The 12,823-nt window shown below is 36.9% G+C and carries 22 protein-coding genes; 21 read left to right on the forward strand and 1 reads right to left on the reverse strand.

Annotated features, from left to right (window positions below; all coding sequences use genetic code 11):
- Positions 1 to 295 (forward strand): DUF3459 domain-containing protein (locus tag KKG99_04155; protein ID MBU1012173.1); only part of this gene is annotated, 295 nt, incomplete at its 5' end.
- A 189-nt stretch (positions 296 to 484) separates the two neighbouring features.
- On the opposite strand, the gene KKG99_04160 is transcribed toward KKG99_04155, so the two are convergent.
- Positions 485 to 1,213, reverse strand: coding sequence for a 1-acyl-sn-glycerol-3-phosphate acyltransferase (locus KKG99_04160; protein ID MBU1012174.1), 729 nt, complete (start codon positions 1,211 to 1,213; stop codon positions 485 to 487).
- 742 nt (positions 1,214 to 1,955) lie between these two features.
- On the opposite strand from KKG99_04160, the gene rpsL reads away from it, so the two are divergent.
- The 20 genes from rpsL (at position 1,956) to rplF (ending at position 12,800) form a co-directional block, all read left to right on the forward strand.
- A complete protein-coding gene (rpsL, locus tag KKG99_04165) occupies positions 1,956 to 2,333 on the forward strand; it encodes a 30S ribosomal protein S12 (GenBank protein ID MBU1012175.1) in 378 nt (125 codons plus the stop codon).
- Positions 2,334 to 2,358: 25 nt separating this feature from the next.
- Positions 2,359 to 2,826 (forward strand): 30S ribosomal protein S7, encoded by a 468-nt coding sequence (gene rpsG / locus KKG99_04170; GenBank protein MBU1012176.1) that lies wholly within the window; start codon positions 2,359 to 2,361, stop codon positions 2,824 to 2,826.
- 28 nt (positions 2,827 to 2,854) lie between these two features.
- Complete coding sequence (gene fusA, locus KKG99_04175; GenBank protein ID MBU1012177.1) at positions 2,855 to 4,960, forward strand: elongation factor G; 2,106 nt, start codon at positions 2,855 to 2,857, stop codon at positions 4,958 to 4,960.
- Positions 4,961 to 4,983: 23 nt separating this feature from the next.
- Entirely contained in the window at positions 4,984 to 5,289 is a 306-nt protein-coding gene (gene rpsJ / locus KKG99_04180; GenBank protein MBU1012178.1) for a 30S ribosomal protein S10, read from the forward strand.
- A gap of 53 nt (positions 5,290 to 5,342) precedes the next feature.
- Entirely contained in the window at positions 5,343 to 5,972 is a 630-nt protein-coding gene (gene rplC, locus KKG99_04185) for a 50S ribosomal protein L3 (GenBank protein ID MBU1012179.1), read from the forward strand.
- Positions 5,963 to 6,586, forward strand: a complete 624-nt coding sequence (gene rplD / locus KKG99_04190; GenBank protein ID MBU1012180.1) for a 50S ribosomal protein L4 — start codon at positions 5,963 to 5,965, stop codon at positions 6,584 to 6,586. The genes rplC and rplD overlap by 10 nt, the downstream gene beginning before the upstream one ends.
- A gap of 25 nt (positions 6,587 to 6,611) precedes the next feature.
- Positions 6,612 to 6,902, forward strand: a complete 291-nt coding sequence (gene rplW, locus KKG99_04195) for a 50S ribosomal protein L23 (GenBank protein MBU1012181.1) — start codon at positions 6,612 to 6,614, stop codon at positions 6,900 to 6,902.
- Between the two features lie 5 nt (positions 6,903 to 6,907).
- On the forward strand, positions 6,908 to 7,732 hold the full coding sequence (gene rplB / locus KKG99_04200) for a 50S ribosomal protein L2 (GenBank protein ID MBU1012182.1): 825 nt from the start codon (positions 6,908 to 6,910) through the stop codon (positions 7,730 to 7,732).
- 25 nt (positions 7,733 to 7,757) lie between these two features.
- The gene (rpsS, locus tag KKG99_04205) at positions 7,758 to 8,036 is read left to right on the forward strand and encodes a 30S ribosomal protein S19 (protein MBU1012183.1); all 279 of its coding nucleotides are present in this window, start codon (positions 7,758 to 7,760) and stop codon (positions 8,034 to 8,036) included.
- Positions 8,037 to 8,059: 23 nt separating this feature from the next.
- Complete coding sequence (gene rplV, locus KKG99_04210; GenBank protein ID MBU1012184.1) at positions 8,060 to 8,485, forward strand: 50S ribosomal protein L22; 426 nt, start codon at positions 8,060 to 8,062, stop codon at positions 8,483 to 8,485.
- A 17-nt stretch (positions 8,486 to 8,502) separates the two neighbouring features.
- On the forward strand, positions 8,503 to 9,240 hold the full coding sequence (gene rpsC / locus KKG99_04215) for a 30S ribosomal protein S3 (GenBank protein ID MBU1012185.1): 738 nt from the start codon (positions 8,503 to 8,505) through the stop codon (positions 9,238 to 9,240).
- Positions 9,241 to 9,271: 31 nt separating this feature from the next.
- Positions 9,272 to 9,691 (forward strand): 50S ribosomal protein L16, encoded by a 420-nt coding sequence (gene rplP / locus KKG99_04220; GenBank protein ID MBU1012186.1) that lies wholly within the window; start codon positions 9,272 to 9,274, stop codon positions 9,689 to 9,691.
- 14 nt (positions 9,692 to 9,705) lie between these two features.
- Complete coding sequence (rpmC, locus tag KKG99_04225; protein MBU1012187.1) at positions 9,706 to 9,936, forward strand: 50S ribosomal protein L29; 231 nt, start codon at positions 9,706 to 9,708, stop codon at positions 9,934 to 9,936.
- Positions 9,937 to 9,944: 8 nt separating this feature from the next.
- A complete protein-coding gene (gene rpsQ / locus KKG99_04230; GenBank protein MBU1012188.1) occupies positions 9,945 to 10,199 on the forward strand; it encodes a 30S ribosomal protein S17 in 255 nt (84 codons plus the stop codon).
- Between the two features lie 2 nt (positions 10,200 to 10,201).
- Positions 10,202 to 10,570: a 50S ribosomal protein L14 gene (gene rplN, locus KKG99_04235; protein MBU1012189.1), complete on the forward strand. Its 369-nt coding sequence runs from the start codon at positions 10,202 to 10,204 to the stop codon at positions 10,568 to 10,570.
- 15 nt (positions 10,571 to 10,585) lie between these two features.
- A complete protein-coding gene (gene rplX / locus KKG99_04240; GenBank protein ID MBU1012190.1) occupies positions 10,586 to 10,909 on the forward strand; it encodes a 50S ribosomal protein L24 in 324 nt (107 codons plus the stop codon).
- Entirely contained in the window at positions 10,909 to 11,463 is a 555-nt protein-coding gene (rplE, locus tag KKG99_04245; protein ID MBU1012191.1) for a 50S ribosomal protein L5, read from the forward strand. Before rplX ends, rplE begins: the two co-directional genes overlap by 1 nt.
- 9 nt (positions 11,464 to 11,472) lie before the next feature.
- Entirely contained in the window at positions 11,473 to 11,742 is a 270-nt protein-coding gene (gene rpsN / locus KKG99_04250) for a 30S ribosomal protein S14 (GenBank protein ID MBU1012192.1), read from the forward strand.
- An 88-nt stretch (positions 11,743 to 11,830) separates the two neighbouring features.
- A complete protein-coding gene (gene rpsH / locus KKG99_04255; GenBank protein MBU1012193.1) occupies positions 11,831 to 12,229 on the forward strand; it encodes a 30S ribosomal protein S8 in 399 nt (132 codons plus the stop codon).
- 16 nt (positions 12,230 to 12,245) lie between these two features.
- Positions 12,246 to 12,800, forward strand: coding sequence for a 50S ribosomal protein L6 (rplF, locus tag KKG99_04260; GenBank protein ID MBU1012194.1), 555 nt, complete (start codon positions 12,246 to 12,248; stop codon positions 12,798 to 12,800).
- Positions 12,801 to 12,823: the final 23 nt, after the last annotated feature.

A 12,823-nucleotide genomic window follows, 5' to 3' on the forward strand; every position in this document is an offset into this window, starting at 1 on the left:
ATTGTTCAGTATCTATCAAAAATTGATCTTGTTGCGAAGTTCAATACCGGCTTTATTTACAGGACAATTGCAGTTCGGAATTGAGGGTAAACAAGGTCTGTTAAGCTATTACCGGATTAAAGAAGAAGAACAAGTTTATATTATCATGAATTTTAGAAATCATAAGATTTCTGCTAATCTATTGCCGAACGAGCATTGGGTCCTACTGTTTTCAACTCATGATAGATCAGATTTGAGGTTTATTGATCAAATAAAGCTTTCCCCATTCGAAGCATTAATCCTTAAGAAGGATTAACCTATCATTCATTTGTATTTCTTTTATTTAAAAATTCGATTCAAAGTTTGGGGAGTAAAACTCAAATGTAAGAAAATTATGGTTACTCTCTGGATGTGTTTTGAATTTTATTGTTGGTTTAGGCAATTGTGCTGGGCCTTTCGAGGCATATAGAGAACTCGCTAAAAATACAATAGTGCCAGCTGGTTTTTATTCTTTATTTTTCGCCGTCAAAGGCCCGGCAATGATTCGCTGCAGGTCTTTATTAAACTGATCAAAATCATTCTCAGGATAATCGGAGCAATGTATAACAGGGTGATAAAAGAGTTCAACATGACCGCTTTTTACATTTTGATGTAACTCCATACACTTAAAACTGCCACTGATGGTAACGGGCAATACATCGGCTTTTTCGTTAAACAGAAGTTTGAGGCTGCCGGGTTTGAATGGTCCCATTTGCGGTCCTTTGCTTCGGGTACCTTCAGGAAAAATAAAAATGGGGTTCTTATCTTTTTGGCGAATCCGTTCATTGATTTTCATGGAAGATTCCTTCAATTTTTTCCGGTTAATGAAAATACAATCTAGCGCGATCATCCGTACATTGATGATAGGCAATTTTTTCAATTCGTGCTTGGCGATAAACCCAACCGAAAACGGAAGGCATGAAATATAAATTGGAATGTCGAAACTTCCCTGATGATTTGAAATTACAACCAAACCCGAGCGGGTTTTGGGAATGTTTTCTTTACCATAAGCGGTATAACTTACCCCATTCACAACCAAAATAAAACGTGCCCAAGCGCTGCTTAATATGTAAATAAAACGTTTTAATGCACTTTTGCTTCCTGTAAGTTTAAGAGCGTAATAGGGTATAAAAAAGAGGATGCTGAAAATCAGGATCAGCCAGAATGTGAAGTAGAAAAATGCAGTTTTTAACATGTTTAAAGCATTATGATTAGTATATAAGCTGTAAAGATGCCCCTGAAAAAAAAGCACCTTAAACCACTTCGAAGGTACTATTTTTTAATAATTTTTGCCTACACGAAAATACTTTTACCAAACATTTTTGTAGAATACATTAGTTCTTATGATAATCCAGTGACATACTGAGAACGTTCGACTGTCCTCGAAATCCGTTTATCTCTTTTTGCTTTAGTCGGAAAGGTAAGAGTCAGAAATGAAAGTTATCCCAGCAATACTAATTTACAGTTTATCCAATTTACTAATAACTCCTAAGCCAAAACACATTAACACTTAAACACGTTAACTCCCTAACCTCTTTTGTTGAAATTCATAATATTAACAAACAATTGTTGACAACATATTATTTATTGCATATTTTTTTAAAATCGCTATTGTTTTTTAAAAATGTTTTGTTACCTTTGCAGCCCCAAATTAGGGGATGTTAATAGTAAAATACTGAAAAAGAGTAAGGAAACCTGACAATTAAGACAACTATAGGTTTTCGGCAGTGGTTAAAACAAAATTACCTGTTCTAACATATAATAACCACTGGCAAAAGTCTAGGTCGTAAAATCTCACCTTTCGATTTTTCAGAAAAAAGTTATTGTATAAAAGCGTAAAAATTAAATCAGTAATGTGGTTCATTATAAGGAATTATTTTTACCTTTGCACACCCAAAAAAATAAGGTGGAACAAATAATAAACAAAATAGCGTAGTATGCCAACAATACAACAGTTAGTTCGCAAGGGACGTCAAAAATTAACCGATAAGAGTAAATCTCCTGCTCTGGATTCGTGTCCGCAACGTAGGGGAGTTTGTGTTAGGGTTTATACCACAACACCTAAAAAACCTAACTCAGCTATGAGAAAGGTTGCAAGAGTTCGACTAACTAACGGAAAAGAGGTGAATGCCTATATTCCGGGTGAAGGACATAATTTGCAGGAGCACTCAATTGTAATGATACGTGGGGGCAGGGTGAAAGATCTTCCGGGTGTAAGATACCATATCATCAGAGGTGCATTGGATACTTCAGGTGTTGAGGGACGTACTCAAAGAAGATCAAAATACGGTACAAAACGACCAAAACAGAAATAAAAATATTTAACTCAAGGATAAAACAATGAGGAAATCTAGACCAAAAAAACGAGTTATTCTTCCTGATCCAAAATTCAATGAGGTTTTGGTGACAAAATTTGTTAACAATTTGATGTACCAAGGAAAGAAAAACCTGGCTTTTAAAGTTTTTTACGAAGCAATAGAAATTGTAACTGAAAAAATGCAGGAAGACGGATTGGAAGTTTGGAAAAAAGCTTTGGCTAATGTAACTCCAGCGGTAGAGGTTAGAAGTAGGAGAATCGGAGGGGCAACTTTTCAGATTCCTTCTGAAATCAGGGCAGGCAGAAAAATGTCGATTGGTATGAAAAACCTGATTGGCTATTCTCGTAAACGTCATGAAAAATCAATGGGTCAGAAATTGGCCGGTGAAATCATGGCAGGGTATAAAGAAGAAGGTTCTGCTTTTAAGAAAAAAGAAGACACACATAGAATGGCAGAAGCTAATAAAGCTTTCTCGCATTTTAGATTTTAATCAGCATATAATAAGGTATAATACAGAAATGTCGGAAAGACTAACATATACAAGAAACATAGGCATTATGGCTCATATCGATGCGGGTAAAACCACAACGACTGAGCGTATCTTGTATTATACCGGTATTAATCATAAAATTGGTGAAGTTCATGATGGTACTGCTACCATGGATTGGATGATTCAGGAACAGGAGCGTGGTATTACCATTACCTCTGCTGCTACAACTGTATTTTGGGACTTCAACAATAATCAATACAAAATTAATATCATTGATACCCCCGGCCATGTCGACTTTACTGTTGAGGTTGAACGATCACTCAGGGTTTTGGATGGAGCAGTTGCTTTATTCTGTGCTGTTGGTGGTGTTGAACCGCAATCGGAAACTGTTTGGAGACAAGCCAATAAATATCATGTACCGCGCATCAGTTTTGTAAACAAAATGGATCGTGCCGGTGCTGACTTTTTTAAGGTTATTACTGAAATTAATGAAAAACTAGGAGCACAAGCAATTCCATTGCAAATCCCGATTGGTGCCGAAGACGATTTTACAGGTATTGTTGATTTAATTACCAACAAAGCCTATGAGTGGGATAATGATACACTTGGTGCCAAGTATTTTGAAGTTCCAATTCCTGAAGAATTAAAAGAAGAAGTTGAACTTTATCGTTCAAAACTTATTGAGGGTGTTGCAGAAGAAAGCGATGAACTGTTTACTAAATTTCTTGAAAATCCTGAATCGATTACCCAGGAGGAAATCTATGCAGCCATTCGTAAAGCTACCATAGAGTTGAGAATTACTCCTGTACTTTGCGGATCTTCTTTCAAAAATAAAGGTGTCCAGTTTCTGTTAAATGCCATTACTTCATTTTTACCTTCTCCAATTGATATCACCGCCGTGAAGGGAATTAATCCATTCACAAATAAAGAAGAAAGCAGAAGTGCCAGCGTTGATGAGCCTTTTACAGCATTAGCTTTTAAAATCGCGACCGATCCTTTTGTAGGGCGGATTGCTTTTTTTAGGGTTTATTCAGGTGCTTTGGAAGCAGGTGAAACTGTTTTGAATTCAAATACAAATAAGAAAGATCGAATAGGCCGGATTTTACAAATGCATGCCAACAAGCAAAATCCATTGAAAAGGATCGAAGCGGGAGATATTGGTGCTGCGGTTGGCTTTAAAGAAATCCGTACCGGCGATACTTTAACAGATATTAAACACCCCTTAGTTTTAGAAAGTATCGAATTTCCAGAACCGGTTATCAGCATGGCTGTTGAACCAAAAGTTCAGGAAGATGTTGATAAATTGGCTATTTCCTTACAAAAGCTTGCAGAAGAAGATCCAACTTTTACCGTTCGGGTAGATGGAGATTCAGGCCAAACTTTAATTAATGGAATGGGCGAATTGCATCTTGATATTTTGATTGATCGATTGAAACGAGAATTCAATATCGCTGTTAATCGTGGAACTCCTCAGGTTGCATACAAAGAAGCGATTACCAAGACCATTTTACATCGTGAAGTTTATAAAAAACAGACTGGTGGCAGGGGTAGATTTGCCGAAATTTATATTGAAATCGGTCCTGCTTCGGATGAGGTAAAAGGGTTGGAATTTATAAATGAAACCAGGGATGGTAGCATCCCAAAACAATATATCCCTGCAATTGAAAAGGGATTCAGAATGGCAATGCAAAATGGATCGTTGATTGGTTTTCCGATGAATAACCTCAAGGTTCGTTTAATTGATGGATCATACCACAGTGTTGATTCGGATGCTTTGTCGTTTGAAGTTGCCGCAGCACAAGCGTTCAGAAATGCGACCAAACTTGCAAATCCGGCTATTTTAGAGCCGATGATGAAGCTCGAAATTAGCACTCCCGACGATTATGTTGGCGACTTGAGCAGTGATATTAACAAACGCCGTGGTCACCTTTCAAATGTTGAATCAAAATTAGGTGTACAGGTTATTAAAGCAGTAGTGCCAATGGCCGAAATGTTCGGATATGTAACAACATTGAGAACAATTTCATCCGGTCGTGCAATTTCAAATCTTGAATTTTCACATTATCAGGTTACGCCAAAGGACATACAAGAAGAAGTATTATATAAAATAAGAGGATACGTATTAAATTCTTAATTGAGTAATAAAAATTAACGAACGTGAGTCAAAGGATTAGAATCAAATTGAAATCATACGATCATAACCTGGTTGATAAATCAGCGGAAAAGATTGTTAAAACTGTTAAATCAACTGGAGCAGTTGTTAACGGACCAATTCCCTTGCCAACAAACAAAAAGATTTTTACAGTTAACAAAGCGACCTTTGTGAACAAGAAAGCAAGGGAACAGTTTCAGCTTTGCTCATACAAGAGGCTTCTTGATATATACAGTACCACATCTAAAACAATAGATGCATTAATGAAGCTCGAGCTGCCAAGTGGCGTTGAAGTAGAAATCAAAGTTTAAGTTTAAGAGTTGAAGTTTAGTTAGCAGGATTTAAGAGCTTAAAAGAAAGAAAAATGTCAGGATTAATAGGAAAAAAAATAGGTATGACCAGCATATACGATGCAAACGGCAAAAATGTGCCATGCACCGTTATTGAAGCTGGCCCTTGTACTGTAACCCAGGTCCGTTCAATGGAAATTGACGGATATGAAGCAATACAACTTGCGTTTGACGATAAAAAAGAAAAACATACCTCAAATGCAATGAAAGGTCATTTTGCGAAAGCAGGTATTTCTCCAAAACGAATAGTTCGCGAGTTGACCCGTTTCGAAAAGGGCCATCAGAAAAAATTTGGTGATGTAATAGGCGTTGAAATTTTTGTCGAGGGTGAATTTATCGATGTTGTTGGAACATCCAAAGGAAAAGGATTTCAAGGGGTAGTTAAACGTCATAACTTTAGAGGTGTTAATGATGCAACTCACGGACAGCACAATCGATTAAGAGCTCCGGGTTCTATTGGTGCATCTTCTTGGCCCTCAAGAGTATTTAAAGGTATGAGAATGGCTGGAAGAACCGGTGGTGATCGCGTTAAATTGATCAATCTCCAAATCTTAAAAATTATTCCTGAGAAAAACCTTCTTATTGTTAAAGGTGCAGTTCCTGGTGCAAAAAATTCATATTTAATTATTGAAAGATGGAGTTAGTAGTACATAATATTAGCGGAAAAGAGACATCGAAGAAAGTCAACCTGAATGATGAAATATTCGGGATTGAACCTAACGATCATGCGATCTATCTTGATACCAAACAATATTTGGCAAATCAACGACAAGGAACCCACAGCTCAAAAGGCAAAAGTGAATTATCTGGAAGTACTCGCAAGATTAAACGTCAAAAAGGAACCGGTACTGCCCGTGCAGGTAGTATTAAATCCGGTCTCTTTAGAGGTGGAGCCCGTATGTTTGGCCCACAACCAAGAGACTATCGTTTTAAGTTGAACAAAAAACTTAAACGTTTAGCACGTAAGTCAGCACTTTCATATAAAGCAATAGATAAAAACATTATGGTTGTTGAAGATTTCGAAATGGAACCAAAAACCAAGAGTTTTATTGAAATGCTTAATAATTTCAGCTTAAGCGAGAAGAAAACATTATTTATATTGGGCGAAAGCAAAGAGAATATTTATCTCGCGGCCAGAAACCTGAAAAAAATTAAAGTTGTTCATGCTTCTGCACTCAATACTTACGATATTTTAAATGCAAATAATTTATTGATTTCTGAGAATTCTCTTGCTGAGATTGAGAAAATGTTTGTTTAAATAAAAAATATTAAAATTCATAAAAATGGATATCATTAAAAAGCCTGTAATTACAGAAAAAATGACCGCGATGGGAGAAAAACTCAACCGTTATGGTTTTATAGTGGATAAACGGGCCAATAAGCTTCAAATTAAGGAAGCGATAAAGGAAATTTACGGAGTTGAGGTTACAGCAGTAAATACCATGAGTTACTCCGGTAAATCCAAATCCAGATTTACAAAAGCCGGATTTATTAGCGGCAAAACAAGTTCATTTAAGAAGGCTATTATTACATTAGCCGAAGGCGAAACAATTGATTTTTATAGCAATATTTAATTAGGATGGCTTTAAAAAAATTTAAACCCACAACACCAGGTCAACGCTTTAAGATAATAAGCGCATTTGACGACATCACGGCAGATAAACCAGAAAAGAGCTTGCTTGTAACACAAAAGCGCTCAGGAGGAAGGAACGGTGATGGAAAGATGACCATGAGATATATGGGTGGTGGTCATAAGAAACAGTATAGAATCATTGATTTCAAAAGAGATAAAGATGGTATTCCTGCAACGGTTAATTCTATTGAATATGATCCAAACAGGACTGCACGTATAGCTTTACTTTTTTATGCCGATGGTGAAAAGAGGTATATTATTGCTCCTAACGGATTAAAAGTTGGGCAGCAAATTAATTCAGGAAAAGGTGTAAGCCCTGATGTTGGAAATACATTATTCCTGAGCGAAGTACCTTTCGGAACAGTAGTTCATAATATTGAATTGCGTCCGGGTCAAGGTGGAAAGATGGCACGAAGTGCAGGATCTCACGCCCAATTAATGACCCGAGATGGTAAATTCGCAATTCTGAAATTGCCTTCAGGTGAAACCCGAATGATTTTACAAACATGTAAAGCTACAGTTGGTACAGTATCAAATAGCGATCATAGTTTGGAAAGATCCGGAAAAGCAGGACGTACCCGTTGGTTGGGTCGTCGTCCAAGAGTTCGTCCGGTTGTAATGAATCCGGTTGATCACCCGATGGGTGGTGGAGAAGGAAGAGCTACCGGTGGTCACCCACGATCACGTAAAGGCACTCCTGCAAAAGGTTACATTACTCGTTCAAAGAAAAAAGCATCGAGCAAGTATATCATTGAAAGAAGAAAGAAATAAAATAGATAATTAAATCATAAGAATAATGAGTCGTTCTCTTAAAAAAGGTCCTTATATTCATTTCAAACTGGAGAAAAAGGTTTTTGCGAATATTGAATCCAGCAAAAAAACGGTTATTAAAACCTGGTCAAGGGCATCAATGATTTCCCCAGACTTTGTTGGACAAACCATTGCTGTTCATAATGGAAATAAATTCATTCCGGTTTATGTTACTGAAAACATGGTTGGACATAAATTAGGTGAATTTGCCCCAACCCGAATTTTCAGAGGACACGCAGGAAATAAAGATAAAGGCAAACGATAAAAGGCAATAAATAAGTACATACAATGGGAGCAAGAAAACATAATTCGGCAGAACAATTAAAGGAAGCAAAGAAAACAACATACTTTGCCAAATTGAATAATTGTCCTACTTCGCCCAGAAAAATGAGATTAGTAGCTGGCTTGATCAGAGGAGGAAATATTGAAAATGCATTGCATATTTTACAACATTCTCCAAAAGAAGCTTCAATCCGAATGCACAAACTATTGCGTTCAGCTATCGCAAACTGGGAAGCTAAAAATGAAGGTCAGCGTATTGAAGACAGCCACCTTTATGTTAAAGAAGTTTTAGTGGATAGTGGCAGAGTATTAAAACGTATTCAACCTGCACCTCAAGGCCGTGCACACCGAATAAAAAAACGTTCAAATCATGTCACTGTTATACTTGATAGCAGAACAGTAGTAGAAGAAGTTAAAAATCAAAATCAATAATCTATAAGATACATTTAATGGGACAAAAAACAAATCCAATAGGTCTTAGATTAGGAATCATTAAGGGATGGGATTCAAATTGGTACGGTGGAAATAAATTTGCCGATAAACTGATAGAAGACGATAAAATCAGAAAATATCTGAATGCCCGGCTGGCAAAAGCTGGAATATCAAAGATAATTATTGAGCGTACCTTAAAACTCGTAACTGTAACCATATTTACTGCTCGTCCGGGTATTATTATCGGAAAAGGTGGTTCTGAAGTTGACAAACTAAAAGAAGAGTTGAAAAAAGTTACCGGTAAGGAAATCCAAATCAATATCTCGGAAATTAAAAGGCCGGAATTAGATGCGGTAATCGTTTCCAGTTCAATCGCTCGTCAAATCGAAGGTAGAATCTCATTCAGAAGAGCCATTAAAACTGCTATTGCTTCAACAATGCGAATTGGTGCCGAAGGAATTAAAGTTCAGATTTCTGGTAGAATCGGTGGTGCTGAAATGGCAAGAAGTGAATCGTACAAAGAAGGACGTGTTCCATTGCATACTTTACGTGCAGATATTGATTATGCGCTCAGTGAAGCTCATACCACTTATGGACGTATCGGAATTAAAGTTTGGATTTGTAAAGGTGAAATTTACGGGAAACCTGAATTAGTTCCTACAACAGGAATTGGAGCCAAAACCCAACAAGGGGGAGGAGGCGCACCGGCACCAGGCGGACCACGCGGAAGAGGCCCACGAAATAAGAGAAGATAAACAGGACTTATAATTTATAATATTATATCAGATGTTACAGCCGAAAAAGACAAAATTCAGGAAAATGCAAAAAGGGAAAATGAAAGGAAATTCCTTTCGTGGCAACCAAATTGCATTTGGATCTTTTGGAATAAAAGCTCTAGAAGAAACCTGGATCACCGGAAGACAAATAGAAGCTGCTCGTCAAGCAGTTACTCGTTATATGAAGCGTGAAGGACAGATTTGGATTAGAATTTTCCCCGATAAGCCAATAACCAAAAAACCTGCTGAGGTACGTATGGGTAAAGGTAAAGGAGCTCCAGAATATTTCGTAGCAAGGGTAACTCCAGGCAGAATCCTTTTCGAGGCAGAAGGTGTGCCATTGGAAATTGCCAAGGAAGCATTGCGCTTGGCATCCCAAAAGCTTCCAATTAAAATGAAATTTGTAGTAAGAAGAGATTACGTAGAATAATCAATATTTAGAAAATGGAACAAGCAGTTATCAAAGAACTTTCTACAGATGATTTGGTAGATCGATTAGAGGAAGAAACAAAACAATTGACAAAATTGAAACTGAATCATGCGGTTTCTCCTCTTGAAAATCCAAATAAAATCAAGGCCTATAGGAAAACCATAGCCCGGATTCAGACCGAATTAAGGAAACGTGGAATTGAAAAAGCCTTGGCTGGTACTAATGACCAGGAAACTGATAAGTAAGAATTGCTATGGAAAGAAATTTAAGAAAAGAAAGAGTAGGATTGGTTGTAAGTAACAAAATGGAAAAATCCATTGTTGTCTTGATCGAACGTAAAGTTAAACATCCTATATATGGAAAGTTTGGGATCAAAACTTCCAAATTAACTGCTCACGACGAAAACAACGATTGTAACATTGGTGATACAGTAAAGATTATGGAAACCCGTCCGTTGAGCAAAAGTAAATGCTGGAGATTAATTGAAATTATTGAAAGAGCTAAATAGTTATGATACAACAAGAATCAAGATTAGCTGTAGCTGACAATAGTGGTGCAAAGGAAGTGCTTTGTATCAGGGTGTTGGGCGGTACCGGAAAAAGATACGCCCGAATTGGTGATAAAATTATTGTCTCGGTAAAAAGTGCCATTCCTTCAGGGAACATTAAAAAAGGTACCGTTGCCACAGCAGTCGTAGTGCGCACCAAAAAAGAAACACGAAGAAATGATGGTTCTTATATTCGCTTCGACGATAATGCCGTGGTGATTTTGAACGCAGCTGGAGAAATGTCGGGTACCCGTATTTTTGGCCCAGTAGCCAGAGAACTTCGCGACAAGCAATTTATGAAAATCGTTTCATTAGCACCCGAAGTGCTTTAAAATAAGAAATAGATTATGCAAAAAAAATTACATATAAAAAAGGGTGATACCGTCATGGTTATCAGTGGTGAATCGAAAGGTCAGCAGGGTCGTGTACTTAAGCTTATGCCTGAGGCAAATCGCGGTATCGTAGAAGGTGTGAACATGGTTTCAAAAAATGCCAAACCCAATGCTAAAAATCCTAAAGGTGGGATTATCAAGCAAGAATCACCAATTCACCTATCAAACTTGAAAGTTGTTGATGGTGCCGGTAATCCTACTCGCGTTGGTAAAAGAATGGATGAGAAAGATAATAAGAGTGTTCGATATTCAAAAAAAACAGGGGAGGTAATTAAGTAATGGAATATACACCTAGATTAAGGGAAAAATATTTCGCAGAAATAATTCCCGCACTCACCAAAGAATTTAGCTACAAAACCATCATGCAGGTTCCAAGGCTGAAAAAAATATCAGTAAATCAGGGCTTGGGAAAAGCCATCACTGATAAAAAAATTATCGACACCGGTGTTGATGAAATGACCAAAATTACAGGACAGAAAGCTGTAATTACCAAATCAAAACGCGATATTTCTAACTTTAAACTTCGTAAAGGAATGCCTGTAGGTGTTCGAGTTACTCTTCGTGGCGACAAAATGTACGAATTTTTGGATAGACTTGTTTCAGTTGCAATGCCTCGAGTTAGAGATTTTAAGGGAGTAAATGATAAAGGTTTCGACGGAAGAGGAAATTACACCTTTGGTGTTACCGAGCAAATCATTTTTCCTGAAATAGATATTGATAAAATTAATAGCATTAATGGAATGGATATCACATTTGTTACTTCGGCCAATACTGATAAAGAAGCAATGTCTCTATTAAAAGAATTTGGTATTCCATTTAAAAATCAAAAATAAGATAAGCATATGGCTAAAGAATCAATGAAAGCGAGAGAAGTTAAACGACAAAAACTCGTTGACAAATACGCTGCCAAAAGGGCTGGATTAAAAGCAGCAGGTGATTATGAAGGTTTGCAAAAACTTCCAAAAAACGCCTCACCGATACGTTTGCACAACAGGTGTAAATTAACGGGTCGCCCAAAAGGTTATATGCGTCAATTTGGTGTTTCACGTATCAACTTTAGGGAAATGGCTCTGAACGGCTTGATTCCCGGTATCAGAAAAGCCAGTTGGTAATTAAAAATGATTATTGATTATTGAAAAATGTAAAAATAATCGATAAAAAATAATCAATAAAAAATAAACAATAAACAATAAGATAGAGATGCTTACTGATCCAATTGCAGATTATTTAACAAGAATTCGAAATGCAGTGAAAGCTAGCCATAGAGTGGTTGAAATTCCTGCTTCAAATTTGAAAAAAGCGATAACAAAAATACTGTTTGAAAAAGGTTATATCTTGAATTATAAATTCGAAGATGATGACAAACAGGGAATCATCAAGATCGCCCTGAAATTTCATCCGGTCACCAAGTTGCCTGCTATTTCCAAACTTCAAAGAGTAAGTCGTCCAGGCTTAAGAAAGTATTCTGACGCTAATAGCCTCCCACGTGTATTAAACGGATTGGGTATCGCTATTTTGTCAACATCAATGGGCGTAATTACCGACAAAGAAGCAAGAAAATTAAATGTCGGTGGCGAAGTATTATGTTACATTAGTTAATAAGGAGATTTAATCAATGTCAAGAATAGGAAAATTACCCATCAACATTCCTGTAGGAGTTCAGGTTACCGTCAGCGACGAAAATGTGGTTACGGTAAAAGGCAAGCTTGGAGAACTCAAGCAGGCCGTTAACCCAGCCATCAATGTAAAAATTGAGGACGGTTCAATTAAAGTAGGTAGGGCTTCTGATAGTATCCCAGATCGTTCAAAACACGGTTTATACCGATCTTTAATTTCAAATATGATTCATGGAGTGTCTGAAGGTTATAAAATCGTACAAGAATTAGTTGGAGTTGGTTATAAAGCTACTGCAACTGGTCAAATACTTGAAATATCAGTAGGTTATTCGCACAATATTGTGATGGAATTACCTCCCGAAGTGAAAGTTGAAACTCTAGTTGAAAGAGGAAAAAGCCCACAAATCATTTTATTCTCTCATGATAAACAGTTGATCGGTCAGGTTGCAGCTAAAATACGTTCACTTCGTAAACCTGAACCATATAAAGGAAAAGGTATTCGTTACCAAGGTGAGGAAATTAGACGTAAAGCTGGTAAAGCAGCTACTTCATAATTAAAAACAAGAATTTTAAATTC

This window comes from Bacteroidota bacterium (assembly GCA_018816945.1).
Classification (GTDB): Bacteria; Bacteroidota; Bacteroidia; order Bacteroidales.

Excerpts from the sequence above, each read along its gene's own strand:
- rplX (MBU1012190.1), top strand. The coding sequence starts at position 10,586 with ATGCAAAAAAAATTACATATAAAAAAGGGTGATACCGTCATGGTTATC.
- rplF (MBU1012194.1), top strand. The coding sequence starts at position 12,246 with ATGTCAAGAATAGGAAAATTACCCATCAACATTCCTGTAGGAGTTCAG.
- rpsH (MBU1012193.1), top strand. The coding sequence starts at position 11,831 with ATGCTTACTGATCCAATTGCAGATTATTTAACAAGAATTCGAAATGCA.
- rplP (MBU1012186.1), top strand. The coding sequence starts at position 9,272 with ATGTTACAGCCGAAAAAGACAAAATTCAGGAAAATGCAAAAAGGGAAA.
- KKG99_04160 (MBU1012174.1), bottom strand. The coding sequence starts at position 1,213 with ATGTTAAAAACTGCATTTTTCTACTTCACATTCTGGCTGATCCTGATT.
- rplB (MBU1012182.1), top strand. The coding sequence starts at position 6,908 with ATGGCTTTAAAAAAATTTAAACCCACAACACCAGGTCAACGCTTTAAG.
- rplV (MBU1012184.1), top strand. The coding sequence starts at position 8,060 with ATGGGAGCAAGAAAACATAATTCGGCAGAACAATTAAAGGAAGCAAAG.
- rpsS (MBU1012183.1), top strand. The coding sequence starts at position 7,758 with ATGAGTCGTTCTCTTAAAAAAGGTCCTTATATTCATTTCAAACTGGAG.
- rplC (MBU1012179.1), top strand. The coding sequence starts at position 5,343 with ATGTCAGGATTAATAGGAAAAAAAATAGGTATGACCAGCATATACGAT.
- fusA (MBU1012177.1), top strand. The coding sequence starts at position 2,855 with ATGTCGGAAAGACTAACATATACAAGAAACATAGGCATTATGGCTCAT.
- rpmC (MBU1012187.1), top strand. The coding sequence starts at position 9,706 with ATGGAACAAGCAGTTATCAAAGAACTTTCTACAGATGATTTGGTAGAT.
- rplD (MBU1012180.1), top strand. The coding sequence starts at position 5,963 with ATGGAGTTAGTAGTACATAATATTAGCGGAAAAGAGACATCGAAGAAA.
- rpsQ (MBU1012188.1), top strand. The coding sequence starts at position 9,945 with ATGGAAAGAAATTTAAGAAAAGAAAGAGTAGGATTGGTTGTAAGTAAC.
- rpsC (MBU1012185.1), top strand. The coding sequence starts at position 8,503 with ATGGGACAAAAAACAAATCCAATAGGTCTTAGATTAGGAATCATTAAG.
- rplW (MBU1012181.1), top strand. The coding sequence starts at position 6,612 with ATGGATATCATTAAAAAGCCTGTAATTACAGAAAAAATGACCGCGATG.
- rplN (MBU1012189.1), top strand. The coding sequence starts at position 10,202 with ATGATACAACAAGAATCAAGATTAGCTGTAGCTGACAATAGTGGTGCA.
- rpsN (MBU1012192.1), top strand. The coding sequence starts at position 11,473 with ATGGCTAAAGAATCAATGAAAGCGAGAGAAGTTAAACGACAAAAACTC.
- rpsG (MBU1012176.1), top strand. The coding sequence starts at position 2,359 with ATGAGGAAATCTAGACCAAAAAAACGAGTTATTCTTCCTGATCCAAAA.
- rpsL (MBU1012175.1), top strand. The coding sequence starts at position 1,956 with ATGCCAACAATACAACAGTTAGTTCGCAAGGGACGTCAAAAATTAACC.
- rplE (MBU1012191.1), top strand. The coding sequence starts at position 10,909 with ATGGAATATACACCTAGATTAAGGGAAAAATATTTCGCAGAAATAATT.